Genomic DNA, 18,133 nt, shown 5'->3' with positions numbered 1-18,133 from the left:
TAATTAAGGATTATTTTTTACTTTTTTACCAAGCATTACACCAAAACACCCAAGAATTATCAAAGGTTCTCCTTCGTCTGTTTAACCTCCTACAGCACAACGGACGAAAATCTCATCGATATGAGAAAAAGACAGTCTTTGATATTTTGGGTGTTGTTTATGAGTATACCACTTCTACTCATCAGGTAGCATAGTAAAAAAATTGAAGCCCGTCAGGGTTTATTTGATATGCCTACTTTTATAAAATCTATAAAAGATAATAAAAAACTATATAGAAAGACCGCATTTTGTATAAAAATATACCTTAAGTTGATGGATGTGTGGTGCTACCCCACATCCATCAACTTAAGGATTCGGACTATTCTTGAAGTTAAAAGCACGTTACTATTCTCTTATATTAATGAGAAAGGGTGACGTGTTTTTTATGAATATACATCAAAAACAAGAGTTGTCTTTATTTGCCGAAGAGTTATATCGATATATGTCTCCCGCTACACTTAATCAACTAGCTATAGAAGCAGGCGGGATGAAACGAAAACGTAAGTGCCACGGGCACCATTTCTTATCTTTGTGTGTATGGTTAAATCAACAAGTCGCTACTACCTCTCTTACTCAACTATGTAGTCAACTAGAAACTTCAACAGGCGTTTTATTAAGTCCGGAAGGACTTAATCGGCGATTTAACTCGGCTTCTGTAGCCTTCTTTCCTCATTCTCTTTCTTCCTACTTTGAGCGCATCCGCATCCTCGATTCTACAACCTTTCAAGTTCCAGATCGATTCGCAGCTACTTATCCTGGTGCGGGAGGATGTAGTCATACAGCTGGTGTGAAAATTCAACTAGAGTATGACCTATTGAGTGGGGAGTTTTCTGATGTGAAAATTGAACCGGGAAAACGAAGTGATCAGGCGTATGGTGCGACTCGAACAGACATGATACAAAAGAATGAGCTGTATATCCGTGACTTAGGATATTTTCGTCTACAAGACTTTAAGTCTATTCAAGACAAGCAGGGGTATTATTTATCCCGTCTTAAGTTACCAACTAAAATATATAGAAAAGAGTTCGAAACAGTAGTATTTAAAACAAAATCCTCTCAATTGAAACCGGTATATATACAAATTCATTTGGAAGACATTATGAAACAACTACAACCTGGCCAAGTGTATGAGTTAGATGATGTATATGTAGGGAGTAAAGACAAGCTTCCTACTCGGATTGTGGTTTATAGATGTACGGAGGAGCAAAAACAGAAACGCCAACGTGATCGAGCTATTCGTGAAATGAAAAAGGGGATTACATATACAGATCGTACGAAGCTTTTACAAGGAATTACGGTATATATGACAAACATTCCTTCGGAATGGGTACCAAAAGAGAAAATCTATGATTTATATTCACTGCGTTGGCAAATTGAGCTGTTATTTAAAATATGGAAATCTTGGTTTCAAATTCATCGTTGTAAAACTATAAAACAAGAGCGGCTAGAATGTCACCTTTATGGACAACTCATTAGTATCCTATTATGTTCTTCTACTATGTTTAAAATGAGAGAGCTTCTGTTACGTAAGAAACAGAAAGAGCTAAGTGAATATAAAGCGATGTACATGATTAAAGATTATTTCTTACTGTTTCATCAAGCATTACAAAAAAACACCCCAGAATTATCAAAGATTCTCCTTCGTCTGTTTAACCTCCTACAGCGAAACGGACGAAAATCCCACAGATATGAGAAAAAAACGGTCTTTGATATTTTGGGTGTTGTTTATGAGTATACCACCTCCATTCATCAGGTAGCATAATTATAGTGAAAAAATTAATGAGTCCAATGTTTTAACATCAAATGAAGATCAATGGGTTTGGTCTTAATATAAAAATGTATATTTGATTTTTCTCTCATTTTAAATCTGAAGTATCTTATCTCAAGGATTATTAAAGAAAAAGAGAACTGATTCAAGCAATTGAAACATAAATCTATCTAAATAACTACAAACGGTTCCAAAAGCAACGTTACATAGGAAAGGGCTTTTTCCTTTTGAAGCACCATGCATACAAGAAAATACCCGATATTCTAGCTCTAAGGGTAAGCGGTATACTTGGATAACATCATCATTATGAAAACCAGTGATTAAAACCTAGTAAGTTATAGGTCTACTTTATGTATCTAAACGTACAATTTTCTTATTTTGATAAGGTGACCCCTTGTAGCTTGTTTGAACTGAATAACAAAAAGAACTTGTAGGAATTCTACAAGTTCTTTTTCAGATAATGTATAAAAGGTGAATCAAACTATCTCATTACTCGTAACAGGGAAACCATCTTACATATGACTTGATTTCATTATATACCAAATTCAACCATTAGAACCTTTGGTATTTGAAAATTATGTGAATTAAGAGGACAAGATATTGCAATGGGCTGTTAATCCCTAGAAATACCAATTGAACATGATAATGTTGTAATATTAATATATAGGAGGTCTATTGCTTGTGGGCTTATTTGGAACAAAAAAGCCTAAAACAGTTAAAGATACGGAGTTTTCTTTGAAAGATATGTAGAAATCCCAGGTCTAATTAACTTTATCCGTGTTCCAAAAAACACATCGAAACAGTTACATATGAAATTAAGACAGTAAAGGTAGCAATGTCTGTAGATATAAACCTTATTGGAAAAACCGAATTTGTGTTAGATTACTAGAAAAACAACATTTAATCCGTTTGTTCATAGGTGATTAGTAATTAAAAATAAAAGGATGGTAATAAAATGAAATCAACAGGTGTTACACGAAAAATAGATGAATTAGGGAGGATTGTACTTCCAAAAGAGTTAAGAACAACATTAGGAATTGCAGAAAAAGATCCTGTAGAAATATTTATAGAAGATGAAAAGATCATTTTACAAAAATATAAATCTTACGATGCGTGTGTAATAACTGGTGATATTTCAGAAAGAAATATATCATTAGCAAATGGGCAAATCGTTCTTAGTCCTGAAGGGGCTGAACTTTTAATTAAGGAAATCCAGCAGCAATTAGTTAAATAAGAACATTCTCCTTAGTACAATACAAAGAAAAAGACATCTATATAGATGTCTTTTTTTTTGTATTAAACCAACTTGATTCTACTAACACTACTTTTACAATGGTAAATATATCAGCACTATTTCATATTACATTCATTTTAGCACAAGAAATCTATTATTTCGTAAATATCATTATTATAGTAATCCAAATACAATCCGTTAATATTCTGAATTTTCAATAAAAAAGTTATCAATTTACTAATTATTACATTTATGCAAGTATGATTACAAAGGGAGGCCTTAAAAATCTGCGAAAAGTTACTACGGTATGCTATTTATCTATACAGAACTAATTACTAAGGTCCTTTTCTATTATATAGCAAATAAGTAAAAGCGTTGTGGTATAGGGTTATTAAGATTCTAAAAGGAGAGGAACTGTAAATGATACTAACTATAGTATTATGTGTAGTAATTCTATTAACTTATGGTATTTGGGAGCGTATACGGCATCAAAAGAGGTTACATTCAATACCAGTCAGAATCAATGTAAATGGAATTCGAGGAAAGTCCACTGTTACAAGGTTAATTACCGGGGTTGTGAAAGAGGCTAATTATAAGGTAGTGGGAAAAACGACCGGAACATCCGCACGAATGATTTATTGGTTTACCAAAGATGAGTCACCAATAAAACGACGAAAAGAAGGACCTAATATTGGTGAACAGCGGAGAGTAATAAAAGAAGTAGCAGATTTAGAAGCAGATGCTCTTGTATGTGAATGTATGGCTGTTCAGCCAGATTACCAAATTATCTTTCAGAATATAATGATTAACGCGAATATAGGTATCATTGTGAATGTTTTAGAGGACCACATGGATGTTATGGGGCCTACGCTTAATGAGGTAGCAGATGCATTTACGGCAACAATTCCATACAATGGTTATTTAGTAACAATCGAAAGCGATTATTTAGAGTATTTCAAAAAAGTAGCTAAACAAAGAAATACAAAGGTAATAACGGCAGATAACTCGAAAATTTCAGATGAATTTTTACGAAAGTTTGATTATATGGTATTCCCTGATAATGCATCGATTGCCTTAGCTGTTGCCGAGGCAATGGGAATTGATGAAGAAACCGCATTTCGTGGTATGTTAAATGCTCAACCAGATCCCGGAGCAATGCGAATTACACGATTTGGAGAAAACCTAGAACCATCATTTTTTGTAAATGGATTTGCTGCAAATGATGCATCATCAACCTTACGTATTTGGGAAAGAGTAAGTTCTTTTAAATATAGCGAGAAAGCGCCCATTATTATTATGAATTGTAGAGCGGATCGTGTAGATAGAACTGAACAGTTTGCGAGGGATGTATTACCGTATATTGAGGCAGATATATTATTAGCCATAGGAGAGACAACCGCTCCTATTAAGGATTTTCATGAGAAAGGCGTAATACCTGCAAATTTATTTGTTGATTTAGAAGGTTGGTCAACAGACGAAATTATGAACGCTATGCGCCCGTATATAAGAGGTCGTATTGTATATGGTATAGGAAATATTCATGGAGCAGCTACACCATTAATTGATGCAATCATAGAAGAAGAGTTAGTAAGCCAAGTTAGCTAAAAACATAAAAATTTATGGAGGGGAAGTAATGTTTGGATCAGATTTATATATCGCATTAGTATTAGGTGTAACCTTAAGCCTCATATATACAGAAAAAACGGGAATATTACCTTCAGGATTAGTTGTAGCTGGTTATTTATCCCTCATTTTTAATCAGCCTGTATTTATGTTACTAGTATTACTTATCAGTATTTTAACGTACTTAATCGTAACACATGGTATAGCACGTTTTACAATTTTATATGGCCGTCGAAAATTTGCAGCAATGCTTATTACTGGAATTTGCTTAAAACTTATATTTGATTACTTGTATCCTGTAATGCCGTTTGAAGTTTATGAGTTTCGAGGTATTGGTGTCATTGTCCCAGGATTAATTGCTAATACAATCCAAAAACAAGGTTTGCCATTAACTATTGGTAGTACACTTTTATTAAGTGGTCTTACCTTCGGAATTTTAAACGTTTATTATCTATTTTAAGGAGAGAAAAATGAAAAAAAATTTAACATTTCAAGAAAATCTCTTAGCTTTTAGTAAAAAGACTAAGAAAAAAAACACTCTATATACATTAACTACATTACTAGGTATTTCAATAGCGTTAATCTGTTTTTCATTTTTTGAACGTACTAAAGCAACGGAATCGATAGCTGCTAATAAAGAAGCAATATTTACGATGACGATGGTTGGTGATGTAATGATGGGACGGAATATAAAAGAAATCTCCGAACGTTATGGTCCTACTTATGTTTTCAGATACACTTTACCATACTTTGAGAATTCAGATTACGTTAGTGGTAACTTTGAAAATCCTGTTTTACTAAAAACGAAGGAACAATATGAAAAAGCAGAGAAATATATTCACCTAGAAACAAAAAGGCAAGCAGTTGCAGCTACTAAAGAAGCTGGTTTTACAATTTTAAATTTAGCAAATAACCATATGATGGATTATGGTGAAAAAGGATTAAGGGATACCTTACAAGTTTTTAAGGAAGAAAACTTAGATTACATAGGAGCGGGGGGAAATTTAACAGACGCTAAAAATATTGTATATCAAGATTTAAATGGTGTGAGAGTTGCTTCACTTGGTTTTACAGATGCATATGTGGATGGGTTTATTGCAACAAAAGAACAGGCTGGTGTACTGAATATGAATCCGGATATATTTTTTGAACTTATTAGAAAAGCTAAAAAATCTAAAGAAGGAAATGCAGATTTGGTAATTGTTAATGCGCACTGGGGAGATGAATATGATACTGAAGCAAATCCAAGACAAAAAGCATTAGCAAAAGCAATGGTTGATGCAGGTGCTGATATTATTATTGGACATCATCCACACGTTCTCCAATCTTTTGAAGTTTATAAAAATAGTATTATATTTTATAGTTTAGGGAATTTTATTTTTGATCAAGGATGGACCAGAACAAAAGATAGTGCATTGGTACAATATCATTTACAAAATGATGGATTAGCAAAAGTTGAAATAGTACCTTTAAAAATTAAAGAAGGAACACCACGTCCAGTAGCTGGCTGGTGGGATACGGAAAGGATTAATCGCCAACTTACAAAAAAAACAAAGAATGAATCATTATGGAATGAAAAAGAGGGAAAGATAGAAATTACTGTAAATCATCAACGTATTCTTAACCACAAGAATGAAAGAGCTAATCAATCACAAAGATAAGGAGATAGTAGTTTGAATTTCTTTCATAAAATACGTGCTTTAAAATTATTACTTATTCTTTCTGTAATATTAATATTTTACTTAGTTGATAATAAAGATAACTTGCAAAAAAAGCAAAGTATAAAGAAAGATTTTGCATACGGAGTAAGCGCTTCCCATCCTCTTGCTGTAGATGAGGGAATGAAAATTTTACAACAAGGAGGAAATGCAATTGATGCGGCAATAGTAATTTCATATATGTTGGGAGTTGTAGAACCTTACGCTTCAGGATTAGGTGGTGGGGGTGGTATGTTAATTTTAAATGAACATGGGGAAAGTAATTTTATAGACTATCGTGAAGTGGCCCCCTCCCAAATTAATAATACAGGTAATACAGGAATTCCAGGGTTCGTAGCGGGAATGGAATTTGCCCATAAAAAATACGGATCTATAAAAATGTCAGAATTATTGAAACCATCTATTTTCTACGCTGAGAATGGATTTGAAGTAGACGATATACTTTCTTCTCGATTGGCTGGTGCATCTCATCGGATTTATTCGAAAAAGCTAAATATCTTTTATCCTGATGGAGATCCAATTAATCAAGGGAAAAAACTTATTCAGAAAAAATTGTCCAATACTTTAAAAAATATTCAAGAAAAAGGAACTTCGTCATTTTATCAGGGGGATATAGCCAAAGAACTTAATAAAATGACTAATATCCCCTTGAGCGATATTAACAAGTATCAGGTTGAAGAGAGGAAACCCGTAATTGGGCAATATTGTGGATATACAGTTTATACGGCTCCTCCGCCTTTTTCTGGGGTAACATTACTCCAAATGCTAAAACAAACTGAATTAACTAATACTTATAGTAGAGCTAATAATTTAGAGGCATATATGAAAAATATGGGTGAAATCACAAAGGTTTCCTATCAAGATAGGGTTCAAACAATAGGTGATCCTAAATTTTCTCAAATGCACTCACAAAAATGGATTAGTAATCAATATCTATCAAGATTAATTAAAAAGGAAAATATAGTACCTCTAGAAGAGGAACACGAAAGTACAACGCATTTTGTCGTTATGGACAAATATGGAACAGTTGTTTCTGTGACAAATACTTTAAGTAATTTTTTTGGTACTGGAGCTTATATGGAAGGTTTTTTTCTAAATAATCAGCTAGCTAATTTTAGTAATAGTCCAAATCAAAGAGAATCGGGTAAACGGTCAAGAACATTTATGGCTCCTACAATATTAGAGAAAAAAGGAACAGAAATTATGGGTATTGGATCACCAGGAGGGAACCGAATCCCACAAATTTTAACATTAGTATTAGATAAATATTTTCATAGCAATTCCGCTTTACAAGACACTGTAGATGAATCGCGATTTATCTTTGAAAAAGATTACTTGTATACCGAAAATGTATTACCATTCAATGTACAGAAAAATTTAAAAGAAGACGGTTATAACGTTATTTATAAGGATTCCCCAGTATTTTATGGCGGAGTACAAGCTTTAGTTAGAGATGAAAAAATGAATAAAATGAATGGGGCTGGGGATGGAAGGCGGAACGGATCTTGGAAATCTAACTAATAAGAGGGAGAGTGCAGTTTGATGGTAAAAAATACAATAAAATGGTTGGTGCCAATATTGGTTATAGCAGTACTACTTATTACACTTGGAAGCTTTAAACGTTCATCAACAATCACATCTGAGGAACAAGAAAAGATTGACTATCATGTAAACGTTGAATAAAAATTTCATCGTATATTATTAGCAACTTATTATACACTTTATTTGTTATAACAGACGAAAGTTTCAACTAGAAAACCAAATCTATTAGGACGTATAGTAAGTCAAAAGGAAATGAGACGTACTCTTAATTTAATGGAGGTAGCATAATGAATTTAAACTTAAAAACAATAGGGTCTTACATTTTTGGCGTAAGTATTTTATTTAGTCAAAATTTATGGGAAGATTCCGTAATTTTTGCAGCAGAAAAACAGATGGACTATATAAAACAAACTAGTTTTCAAACAAACAATATATTGGGTTACTCTGATAATTCGAGTTTAACAAAAGAATATGGAGATGAACAGTATCCTTTTACTTTACAAATCCCTACTATTTGGATGGACCATGTGTATGTGAATCGAGACCCATTTGACAAAAATGCGAAAGGGACAATTAGTTTTGTTGCGAATATTGAAGGGGGGAAATTCCCTATTTGTAGCATTTTAATTTTTGATAATAATCCGGAAATGATGGATTATATTGAATCTGGACCACTTACAAAGCTGGATGAAACCGATAATTTAATTTATGTATATATTCGTGTAAGTCAACGTCCTGTTGAATATTATGAAAATAAGAAATTTAAAACAATGTATGATAGTATTTATAACGAAATATCAAATGTAATGAAGAGTTTTGAATTACATTCATTAGTGAAATAGTTTATACCTTTAGTTTAAGCGGCTTAAATTCTGCATTCTAATGGGATTAAGCCGTTTAATTTTTATTGATTACTTTCGTTATTGTAAAACTTGATATAACCATCTATTGCTTATGTAAGTATTAGGTTCCACACTTCACCGTCCCCAAGAAAAAGTTCCATTGGTATGCTTTAAATTGATTTAACATGCGTTTCTATCCTCAGTTGATAGGCATTTATGGTTAATCCTATATATAACTTTTTCGGTAATTGTGTAATTTATTCACAAAACACTCATCTAATAGTAGAAATAATCCCACTTATAAGTTAAATAGAATTGAGTTGGAAATAAAAGTAATCCTATGACTTATTTTTACACGTATCTCGGCTGTACCCCTAATCCAGCCAAAATGGAAAGATATTATTATCGAAAAAGATAATAACGGCATAGAAAGAATAAATAAGATGAGATATAAAATTGCTGTTTTACAATCTCTTCGCATTCGTCTTCGGTGTAAAGAGATTTGGATCGAAGGTGCAAATCGTTATCGTAATCCTGATGAAGACTTGCCTCAAGATTTTGAAGAACAAAAAACGAACTATTTTCAAGCTCTCAAAATGCCACTTGATGTAGAACCTTTCATTTCACAGGTCGTACAAACCATGAAAGAAAGGTTAAATATGCTAAACCAAGGATTAGAAGATAAAAGTAACCAAAAAATAAAGATTATTACAAAAAATAAGAAAGGATGGATTCGAGTTACTCCATTAGATAAACAGCCAGAACCTCAATCTTTAGTGCAAATTAAAAATAAAATTAAAGACCGTTGGTCTGATATAAATTTACTGGATTTAGTAAAAGAAACAGATTTTCATACAGGGTTTACGAAACACTTTAAAACAACAGCGAATCGGGGGATATTAGATAGAGAAACTGTTCAAAAAAGACTTCTTCTTAGTTTATTTGGTTTAGGTACCAATACAGGTTTGAAAGCTGTATCGACTGGTAGCCATAAGGATAGTTATCGAGAACTACGCTACATTCGGCATAAATTTATACATAAGGATCATTTACGCAAAGCAAATGCAACTGTAACAAACCATATTATCTCTCATCGAATGCAAGAAGTATGGGGAGGCAGCTACAACAGCTTGTGCATCAGATTCAAAAAAATTTGGTAAATGGGATCAAAATTTACTTACCGAATGGCATCCTCGTTATAAGGGGCGTGGCATTATGATTTATTGGCATACCGATCGAAAATCTGCATGTATTTACTCTCAGGTGAAATCTTGTCTATCATCTGAAGTAGCCTCCATGATGGAAGGGGTTCTCCGTCATTGTACAGACATGGAAATTGATCGTAATTATGTGGATACACACGGACAAAGTGTTGTTGCTTTTGCTTTTTGTCATTTACTTGGTTTTAAACTGATGCCACGTTTTAAAAATATCGGTTCTCAAAAGTTATATCGTCCGGAAACTGGCATGAATGAAGCGTATCCTCAATTACAAGATGTTTTAAGTAGACCAATTAACTGGGATATCATTCGTCAACAATATGAACAGATTATTAAGTTTGCAACTGCTTTACGGTTAGGAACAGCTTCTGCAGAATCGATTTTAAAAAGATTTACTAGAGATACACAACATCCAACTTATCAAGCACTGTGTGAATTAGGAAAAGCAATGAAAACGATTTTCTTGTGTGATTATTTACATTTTGAAGAAATTTGTCGAGAAATTCATGAAGGTTTAAACACTGTTGAACATTGGAATTCCGTTAATAGCTATATATTTTATGGGAAAAATAGCGAAATTCGGTCTAATTCTTTAGAAGACCAAGAAGTATCTGCATTATCACTTCAATTATTACAAAATTGTTTGGTATTTATGAATACATTAATGGTTCAAGAAGTCTTGTATGACAATAATAAATATTTACTTAACAAAATGACTCCTGAAGATTTCCGTGGGTTAACACCATTATTTTATAATCATATTAATCCATACGGCACCTTTAAATTAAATATGAATCAAAGAATCCCTATTAAACTGAAAATAGCATGAATTTTTTTAAGATGCTACGGTTCGATATGATAATCGTTCACCTAAGCCAAATAAATAGAAAAAACAAAAAAGCTCAAAAACAGAGGTTTCTGAGTTTTTTTATAATGTGACTTCTATCAATATCTACTTATAAATGCTTTTCTTCAAGAAAAGTTCTCTGCATTTTTGTAAAAATCTTCAGCTTCCTCACGAATTGCACTCCAATTTTCAAATGCTAATTCAAGCTCTAGAGCAGCAATAATATCAGGAAGACTAACCAAATCCTCACTCATGTTCTCCCCTAATTCTTTTAAATCATAAGAGATAGCACTCCATATTAAATGGATTTTTCTAATTACAGGTAAAATTTTTGTTTCAGAAGGGATCACGCTACTAATTGCACCTAATAAAAACGTTACCGTATTATGTACAACCGCATATTCAAGATGATCTCTTATCGCTATCTGTGAAATTAGATTTAGGCAACTTTGATGCGTATCTTTACACTCTCCAATGACTGTATAAAAATCAGATAGATATGTCAGCATCGTTTGAGACTGCAGATGATATTTTAGGGCATGTTCAGATAAATCATTACATATATTTATAAATTTAGTTTTAGTACTTGGAGACATATTTCCATTATGCGCTTCCAATAGTACTTGATTAAGATCATCACGGTGTTTAATACAAATCAGATCTGCATAAGCTACAATGTTTTGAGCGAGAGCAATTATTGATGCACGTCCTCCATTGTCCCAAAATTCAGAGGCTTCTTTTACCCTAGTAGTCATCTCTGTACCTGTTAATACCAATGTAGAATATGAAGTGCTTCTTTCTATGAGGTTAAACCAACTTTGTGTTAATTGGCCGTTATTTATTTTAGATATTCTCTCCTGTAGAATACTTTGAGTTGTTGGTAGTGAGATGCATTTTTTCATATAATTAGAAAAATCTCTCCATTCTTCTACTGAGAGGAGAAATGGCGAATTTTTTCCTCCCAATTCATGTGTTGAAAATGCTGCAGCATAATTCATATAAATCCCTCACTATTCCTTTTTGATTAATGAATCATTTTATTTTAAAAATTTATCTGTACACGTTTAATTACATTTATAGATTTTTTCTATAATTAGTAACAAGGGGATCTGCTAATTCCATTCTAATTTTTGACACATGAGAAAGGTCTGTTCCCTCATGAACTTTAATTGTCCAGGTTGTGTAAGGGTTTGGAATAAAGTAATCGCAAGCAAATTCGTCCGCAATGATTCCATCAGTAATTATTGTAGTTCCTTGATAACTAAATCCTCGATTAAAGGATTCCGAATTAAATTGAAACTTTTTCTCCATTTATAAATGTTTTTCTTCAAGAAAAGTTCTCTGCATTTTTATAAAAATTTTCCGCTTCATCCCGAATTGTTTTCCAATCTTCAAAGGCCAATTCTAGCTCTAAAGCAGCAATGAACTCCTCCAAATTTTCGATATCCTCAATATTATCTGCTAGTTCTTTTAAATCATAAGATATAGCGCTCCATATTCTATGGACTTTTCGAATAACAGTGCACACGGACTCTTTATACTGAACCAAACTCATGACTGGAGCTACTAAATAAACAACCGTGTTTTGTGCGACAACAAAATCATTTGAGTTTTGCAGTGGTAACTGTGACATCAGATATGACCAAGTTTGTACTGTTTCTTCGTATTTTTGAATCTCTGAATAAAATTCGGAAAGGGATGTTTCCATAGATTGAGACTGTTGATAATATGTTTGTGCGTGACTAGATAGATCTTTACATATATTTATGAATTTAGATTTTGTATTGGGAGATAATTTACCAGTTTGTGCTTCCGATATTACTTGATTAAGATCATTATGATATTTAATAGAAATTAAATCCGCAAAGGCAACAATATTTTGAGCAATGATAAGTATATCTTTATGCCCTCCATTTTCCCAGAATCTACATTTTTCTATAACGTTTAACTTAGTTGCAATTGCTTCTTCAACTAATCTACGAAAAGTAGAAGTTGTGATGAGTCTATCCCAATTACTTTTGACTTTTCCGTCGAGTATGAGATATATTCTTTCTTTCACTTGATCGATACTAGTCGGTGCTGAGATCCATTTGTTCAAATAATTAGCGAATGAACGCCATTCTTCTATCGTAAGGAGAAAAGGAGAATCTTTCCCTCCTAATTCTCGTGGAGAAAAGGCTAAATGGTTCATATGAATACCCCTCTAGATAATGGTTAGTTGTATTTACTCATTGCTTTTTAGACAGATTCTATTAAATCATTTAAAACTAGATTATTTTTCTTGTAATTAGTAACAAGAGAACCTGCTAATTCCATTCTGATTTTTGTCACGTTAGAAAGGTCTGGCCCATCCTGAACTTTAATTGTCCAAGTTGTGTAAGGGTTTGGAATAAAGTAATCGTAAGCAAATTCGTCCGCAATGATTCCATCAGTAATAATGGTAGTTCCTTGATAACTAAATCCTCGATTAAAGGATTCCGAATTAAATTGAAACTTTTTCTCCATATAATTATCATAATAATGGCCTGAATTCGTAATCCGTATTTGTACTTTAGAAGTAGCGTCAATTCCATCTAACCAAATTCGCATTAATTTGAGGCGCACACGATACTCATTTTCAAAAAGAGTATCGTTTAAATTGATTTCCCACGAAGCTTCTCTTTGTTCCTTCAATGACTCTAGAACTTTTGAATCTGTAATTTCTACTATTCTATTTTGAAAGCGTTGAGGAGGTGGATTAAATTGTTTTAAAGCCTGCATACAGTCAGTTTGTATTGTTGCCACATCCACTTTTAGTTCGGATACATCTTTTAAGATATTTGGATTTACATCTGAGTCTCGGAGAGCCCAATATTTATAAGCATGTTTGTAATTTGCTAATGCCACAAATAGAATTTGCTTCATGTCTATATAGCGTTGATACAACTTTTGTTCCATTTCTTCATTTTCAGATTCTTGTCCCTCTAGATTTCTAATATACTCTTCTAATCTTGCAAGGTCAGCTTGATGGATATGTTTTTCAATTAACAGACGGAATAGTTCTTGACCACAACTAATGACAGCTACTTGAATTGAAGCAAGTGTTTGTCCATAAACAGCTAAAATGTCTAACTCTAGTAGATATGCCCTAGCACCTTCAATTTCTTTCTTAATTGCATCGTCTAAAGCTGCAGCTGTCTTTAACTTAAATATGTCCCAAGTTGCTTTACCAGTTAAATCTTCTTGAGGAATATCCCATTCCGTATCTTTAATTTTTTCAAATAAATCATCTGGGAATTGCATATCTCCTGATGCCTCTGATATATCTTCTGCTAATGTATATACCTTGTTAATTAATTCAACGAGGTCATTTAGTTTCTCCATATTTTCTTTTAATGCTTGAGCTAATGCTGATAGCTCACCACCAGCTTCTATAATTTCCTTTAAAGCATTAATTATCCCTATTATTTCTCCAGGGGCAGAAGCTCCTCCTGAAGCAATTATGGAACCCATAGATTGTGCGAAATTTAGTACAGTACTTACCATTTTAAAAGCTAATCTCATCTGTTGTTCATATTCATATTTCTTAAGTCCATACTCGAACTCAATTTTAGCTAATGTTAAGACATGTTGCTGTTTCTCAAATTGGCGTAAAGATGTCTCAATGGCATCTCGAGAATTTTTTAAATTGTTTTTTGCTTGATTAATTAATGTTTCTTTAAATAATAAGGTATCTTGTTCATGTTTTAGCATGAGCAAGGCTGCATTTTTGCGATCTTCAATTGACAAATTTTTATCTAAGTAACGATGATATTGTGCCTCAAATTGCTGTGCAGCTCCCAAAAAAGCATTAATTTCATCTCTGTAGAGTTCTTTATCTAAAAGGGGCACAAACGTATTATCACCACGATTAGCAGTTAAAATAGCCAACAATGAAGTGCTTTGTACACACAATGAAGTTAGTCCGTCATATTGGGTAGTAAATATCTTTAACCAATTTAACTGATTGGCTGCAATATCAGGCCTTGATTCAAAAAATAGACATGCTACTTGGAAAACTGAAATAAAAAGCTTTGGAAGTTGTGGTGTTGGGACTACGTGTGTAATTTCTTCTGCAGTAAATATTCCATCCTTATCGGACAATCTTACGCCTTTATTTTTGAGCTCTATAGAATAAGGAGGTGGAGAACTTTGATTATAAATTGGAGTTGCATGTAACACTCCAGAAAGTTCAATACCATATATCGTCAACTGAGCTAACTTGCCTCCATTCTTATAGTCTAGTAAAATCTCTGCGGTCCCTTCTGATTGTATTTCCACTCTTCTTGCTCGAATAACTAATTGCATATCTTTTAAAGTACACCTGAATTTGTTAGGAATTCGGACTACATCCGCAAAAATTGAAATCATACTTGGTGTTAATTTACTATCTTCAATAGACTTAAATACTTCTCCTAAATCAACGAATAAATCACGAATCTCATATTTTGTTCTTGTTGCATTTAAGTAAGATGTTCCGGGAATTTGTTGATTTGTTAACAATTCCTCATACAAAACTTTATAATCAATACTACTAACCATTATGAATTCCTCCATTTAAAAAATGAGAGACAAAAGAAAGAATGTAGGGAATAAATGGAAATTTATCCTTTTTATTCTTCTTTTGTCTCTAGATTTATATCCCGAACTGTATTTTTATCATTTATTCCTATATAAGAGCGATTTGTATTATAGGTGACATTACTATTTCATACTTAAGCTGTGTATTGTTCAACAACAAATCCAACATCTGCATTAACTCGGAAGTCATCCGCTTGTTTCCCAACAGCTTCCCACTGCATAATAGCCAATTCAACTCCAAGATCAGCAAATTCTGGATCATCACGAATATCTTCCATAACAATTTTAGATAGTTCATCAAGATCACTATGAAGAGAATTCCAAATGCCATGAATTTTCTGTATTATAGGTAACGCAGCAGCCATTTGCTCTTGGATTTTATCCGTTCCTGTATCAGTTTTATCAAGTAAAGACATCAGATAAACATTCCTTTGGATTATTTTACCGGATTCTTCGATTTGTTGTTTTGTAGCATCAATTCTCGCTTTTAATGCTTTGCCTTTTGTACTGTCGAGAATTCCCTTTAATGCGAATCCAAAAATAGGTCCAAGTAACAACGATAACCATGATTGAGATTGATAATCCTCATACTCATCCATATATTTCTCTAGATCTTCTCTTAATCGCTCTACCGAAGCTCTAAGCTGTTTTACTTCTTCACTATGTTCTCCATACTTTTTATCATATTTATCCTTAACTACTGTTAAACTCTGATAATCATTTGCCGTATCAGTTGCAAATGTTCCAATCATGGTTGCCAATGCACCGGCATGATCACGAAATTCAGCTGCTTCCTTTGCTAGCCTCTCACAAATTTTCTTAAACATTTCTAAAGCTTCAGTATCACCATCTATAATAGCTGGTAAATAATCGAGTAATGGCTTGTAGTAAACTTTTGCTCTTCTTGCATAATTTACAATTTCATTAGCAACTCCAAGAACTTCTCTATATGTGTTATCTGTCCAGTTTTGACAATGATTTTTAACATTTGTATAAACAGAATATAATTCATTAAAATCTGGAATCTCGTCTGAAGCTGAAAGTGCTAAAGCTTTACGCATTTCAGCTTCATTCACAGGTACATAGGCTCCATCACCTGTATATTTTTGAATCGTAATCCATTCCTCTTTAGAAAGTAAAAACGGGGAATCTTCTTTACCTCCAAGATTTCTTGGAGAAATATCTCGTTTTACCATTACAATACTCCCTCTCTAATTTATAAAGTATTATATTTATTAAATTTTTTAAGTACAATTTCATATTTTAATAAAATGCAAAAGAAATATATGAATTCATATAATTACCTCCAATGTAAATATTTTATAATGAAAATTATATACGAATCCAAAGAGAAATATATCCATGATATGAAAGGTATGATTTTTTTCAAGAAAATTCAAAATATTAAATTAATTGCGAGGTGTAATTCTATTCAACATATCTTCATCCCAATAGAGTCTACTCTATTGGGATATTTCTATAAGTCTGGTATAATGGTATCTCAGAGTGTCCCATATGACTTGTTTCAAAATAGGAGTGTGAAATATGAGAAAAATAGGTTATGTACGAGTAAGTTCTGTAGATCAAAATTCGAAGAGGCAATTACAGCAAATGGAAGAAATCGGAGTAGATATCATATATCAAGAAAAAGTATCAGGTGCTACGCAAGATAGACCTGAACTTCAAAATATGCTGGGTGACCTTAAAGAAGAAGACATTATTTATGTAACAGATTTAACTCGAATTACTCGAAGTACAAGAGATTTATTTGAATTAGTTGATTACATAAAAAATAAACAAGCAAACTTAAAATCATTAAAAGATACTTGGTTAGACTTATCTGAGGAAAACCCATATAGTCAGTTCTTAATGACAGTAATGGGAGGAGTAAATCAATTAGAACGGGATTTAATCCGAATGCGCCAACGTGAGGGAATTAATCTTGCTAAAAAAGAAGGGAAATATCAAGGCCGAGTTCAAAAGTACCATGAGAAACATGCAGGAATGAATTATGCAATGAAGCTTTATGAAGAAGGAAATATGACAGTAAAACAGATTTGCGAAATCACGAGTGTATCCAGGTCCTCTTTATATAGGAAGATACACGATTCAAAATAAACGAATACATTATACCTTTTGCTAATTCCCTTATTTTGGATATGTTATTGCCGACTAGAGCAGCAACCCTGTCACTAGGCCTTTGAGAGTAGAAGTTGAATGTATTTGTTTTTCTTGGGAGTAAAACAATTCAGATTTCAATGAGGAATGAAAAGATTCTATTACGGCATTATCATGACAATTTCCTTTACGGGACATACTTGTGGTAATGCCATTCTCTTTAGATAACGTTTGGAAAGCGTAGGAGGTATACACGGCCCCTTGATCACTATGTAGTATAATTTGAGTGTCTTTTGTTTTAGTTTAATCGCCTTCTCAACTGTGTTTAAGACAAGTGTTACGTCTTGTCTGTTACTTATTTCATACGCAATGATTTCATTGTTATATAAATCCATAATACTTGATAAATACAACATCTCTGTACCAAATGGCAAATATGTAATGTCTGTAACCCATTTTTCATTTGGCTTGTTAGCTTGAAAGTTTCTATTTAAGAGATTCTCTACAACAATTCTACTTTCTCCATTGATCCAGGTTCTTCTCCTTCTTTTAACCCTACATTGTAAACTTTTCTTTTGCATTA

13 protein-coding genes and 4 pseudogenes are annotated in these 18,133 nt (G+C 32.8%); 11 read left to right on the top strand and 6 right to left on the bottom strand.

The genetic code is table 11. The features are described from left to right. Both BM089_RS29115 and BM089_RS29110 read left to right on the top strand, forming a co-directional pair. Window positions 1-194 (top strand): annotated as a pseudogene (locus BM089_RS29115) (IS4 family transposase); the annotation flags it as partial. A 230-nt stretch (window positions 195-424) separates the two neighbouring features. Then, window positions 425-1,801: an IS4 family transposase gene (locus tag BM089_RS29110; RefSeq protein WP_139213357.1), complete on the top strand. Its 1,377-nt coding sequence runs from the start codon at window positions 425-427 to the stop codon at window positions 1,799-1,801. 120 nt (window positions 1,802-1,921) lie between these two features. Here BM089_RS29110 and BM089_RS31685 read toward each other — a convergent pair. Beyond that, window positions 1,922-2,146 (bottom strand): annotated as a pseudogene (locus tag BM089_RS31685) (hypothetical protein); the annotation flags it as partial. A 616-nt stretch (window positions 2,147-2,762) separates the two neighbouring features. Between BM089_RS31685 and BM089_RS29100 the strand changes: the two are divergent. From BM089_RS29100 to BM089_RS29070, 8 genes and pseudogenes are all read left to right on the top strand, one after another. Further along, the gene (locus BM089_RS29100) at window positions 2,763-3,041 is read left to right on the top strand and encodes an AbrB/MazE/SpoVT family DNA-binding domain-containing protein (protein WP_090978940.1); all 279 of its coding nucleotides are present in this window, start codon (window positions 2,763-2,765) and stop codon (window positions 3,039-3,041) included. 420 nt (window positions 3,042-3,461) lie between these two features. Beyond that, complete coding sequence (gene pgsB / locus BM089_RS29095) at window positions 3,462-4,646, top strand: poly-gamma-glutamate synthase PgsB (protein ID WP_090978937.1); 1,185 nt, start codon at window positions 3,462-3,464, stop codon at window positions 4,644-4,646. Between the two features lie 28 nt (window positions 4,647-4,674). After that, entirely contained in the window at window positions 4,675-5,124 is a 450-nt protein-coding gene (gene pgsC, locus BM089_RS29090; RefSeq protein WP_000468008.1) for a poly-gamma-glutamate biosynthesis protein PgsC, read from the top strand. A 10-nt stretch (window positions 5,125-5,134) separates the two neighbouring features. After that, window positions 5,135-6,325: a CapA family protein gene (locus tag BM089_RS29085; protein ID WP_090978934.1), complete on the top strand. Its 1,191-nt coding sequence runs from the start codon at window positions 5,135-5,137 to the stop codon at window positions 6,323-6,325. A gap of 12 nt (window positions 6,326-6,337) precedes the next feature. After that, on the top strand, window positions 6,338-7,903 hold the full coding sequence (locus BM089_RS29080) for a gamma-glutamyltransferase family protein (protein WP_090978931.1): 1,566 nt from the start codon (window positions 6,338-6,340) through the stop codon (window positions 7,901-7,903). Window positions 7,904-7,924: 21 nt separating this feature from the next. Continuing rightward, window positions 7,925-8,065, top strand: a complete 141-nt coding sequence (locus BM089_RS31680) for a CapE family protein (protein ID WP_000240488.1) — start codon at window positions 7,925-7,927, stop codon at window positions 8,063-8,065. A 146-nt stretch (window positions 8,066-8,211) separates the two neighbouring features. After that, window positions 8,212-8,766 carry a hypothetical protein gene (locus BM089_RS29075; protein ID WP_090978928.1) on the top strand — a complete coding sequence of 185 codons (555 nt, stop codon included), beginning with the start codon at window positions 8,212-8,214 and terminating at the stop codon, window positions 8,764-8,766. A gap of 368 nt (window positions 8,767-9,134) precedes the next feature. Next, window positions 9,135-10,815: pseudogene (locus BM089_RS29070) on the top strand (Tn3 family transposase); the annotation flags it as partial. A 143-nt stretch (window positions 10,816-10,958) separates the two neighbouring features. On the opposite strand, the gene BM089_RS29065 reads toward BM089_RS29070, so the two are convergent. From BM089_RS29065 to BM089_RS29045, 4 genes are all read right to left on the bottom strand, one after another. Beyond that, complete coding sequence (locus BM089_RS29065) at window positions 10,959-11,831, bottom strand: hypothetical protein (RefSeq protein WP_061530438.1); 873 nt, start codon at window positions 11,829-11,831, stop codon at window positions 10,959-10,961. A 329-nt stretch (window positions 11,832-12,160) separates the two neighbouring features. Continuing rightward, window positions 12,161-13,024, bottom strand: coding sequence for a hypothetical protein (locus tag BM089_RS29055; protein WP_061530440.1), 864 nt, complete (start codon window positions 13,022-13,024; stop codon window positions 12,161-12,163). A 47-nt stretch (window positions 13,025-13,071) separates the two neighbouring features. Then, window positions 13,072-15,393: a hypothetical protein gene (locus BM089_RS29050; RefSeq protein WP_090978926.1), complete on the bottom strand. Its 2,322-nt coding sequence runs from the start codon at window positions 15,391-15,393 to the stop codon at window positions 13,072-13,074. A gap of 173 nt (window positions 15,394-15,566) precedes the next feature. Next, window positions 15,567-16,628 (bottom strand): alpha-xenorhabdolysin family binary toxin subunit A, encoded by a 1,062-nt coding sequence (locus BM089_RS29045; protein WP_061530442.1) that lies wholly within the window; start codon window positions 16,626-16,628, stop codon window positions 15,567-15,569. Window positions 16,629-16,977: 349 nt separating this feature from the next. On the opposite strand from BM089_RS29045, the gene BM089_RS29040 reads away from it, so the two are divergent. Further along, the gene (locus tag BM089_RS29040; protein WP_090978924.1) at window positions 16,978-17,550 is read left to right on the top strand and encodes a recombinase family protein; all 573 of its coding nucleotides are present in this window, start codon (window positions 16,978-16,980) and stop codon (window positions 17,548-17,550) included. A gap of 54 nt (window positions 17,551-17,604) precedes the next feature. Here BM089_RS29040 and BM089_RS29035 read toward each other — a convergent pair. Further along, a pseudogene (locus BM089_RS29035) lies at window positions 17,605-18,133 on the bottom strand (IS3 family transposase); the annotation flags it as partial.

The organism is Bacillus sp. 5mfcol3.1 (assembly GCF_900114335.1).
GTDB classification, from domain to species: Bacteria; Bacillota; Bacilli; order Bacillales; family Bacillaceae_G; genus Bacillus_A; species Bacillus_A thuringiensis_S.
Note: the sequence above shows the minus strand (reverse complement) of the source record. Positions and strands in the feature narration are given on the sequence as shown.

Bases quoted from the DNA above. Each gene is read 5' to 3' on its own strand.
- BM089_RS29100 (WP_090978940.1), top strand. From the start codon at position 2,763: ATGAAATCAACAGGTGTTACACGAAAAATAGATGAATTAGGGAGGATT.
- pgsC (WP_000468008.1), top strand. From the start codon at position 4,675: ATGTTTGGATCAGATTTATATATCGCATTAGTATTAGGTGTAACCTTA.
- BM089_RS29075 (WP_090978928.1), top strand. From the start codon at position 8,212: ATGAATTTAAACTTAAAAACAATAGGGTCTTACATTTTTGGCGTAAGT.
- BM089_RS29055 (WP_061530440.1), bottom strand. From the start codon at position 13,024: ATGAACCATTTAGCCTTTTCTCCACGAGAATTAGGAGGGAAAGATTCT.
- BM089_RS29050 (WP_090978926.1), bottom strand. From the start codon at position 15,393: ATGGTTAGTAGTATTGATTATAAAGTTTTGTATGAGGAATTGTTAACA.
- BM089_RS29045 (WP_061530442.1), bottom strand. From the start codon at position 16,628: ATGGTAAAACGAGATATTTCTCCAAGAAATCTTGGAGGTAAAGAAGAT.
- BM089_RS29040 (WP_090978924.1), top strand. From the start codon at position 16,978: ATGAGAAAAATAGGTTATGTACGAGTAAGTTCTGTAGATCAAAATTCG.
- BM089_RS31680 (WP_000240488.1), top strand. From the start codon at position 7,925: ATGGTAAAAAATACAATAAAATGGTTGGTGCCAATATTGGTTATAGCA.
- BM089_RS29110 (WP_139213357.1), top strand. From the start codon at position 425: ATGAATATACATCAAAAACAAGAGTTGTCTTTATTTGCCGAAGAGTTA.
- pgsB (WP_090978937.1), top strand. From the start codon at position 3,462: ATGATACTAACTATAGTATTATGTGTAGTAATTCTATTAACTTATGGT.
- BM089_RS29085 (WP_090978934.1), top strand. From the start codon at position 5,135: ATGAAAAAAAATTTAACATTTCAAGAAAATCTCTTAGCTTTTAGTAAA.
- BM089_RS29065 (WP_061530438.1), bottom strand. From the start codon at position 11,831: ATGAATTATGCTGCAGCATTTTCAACACATGAATTGGGAGGAAAAAAT.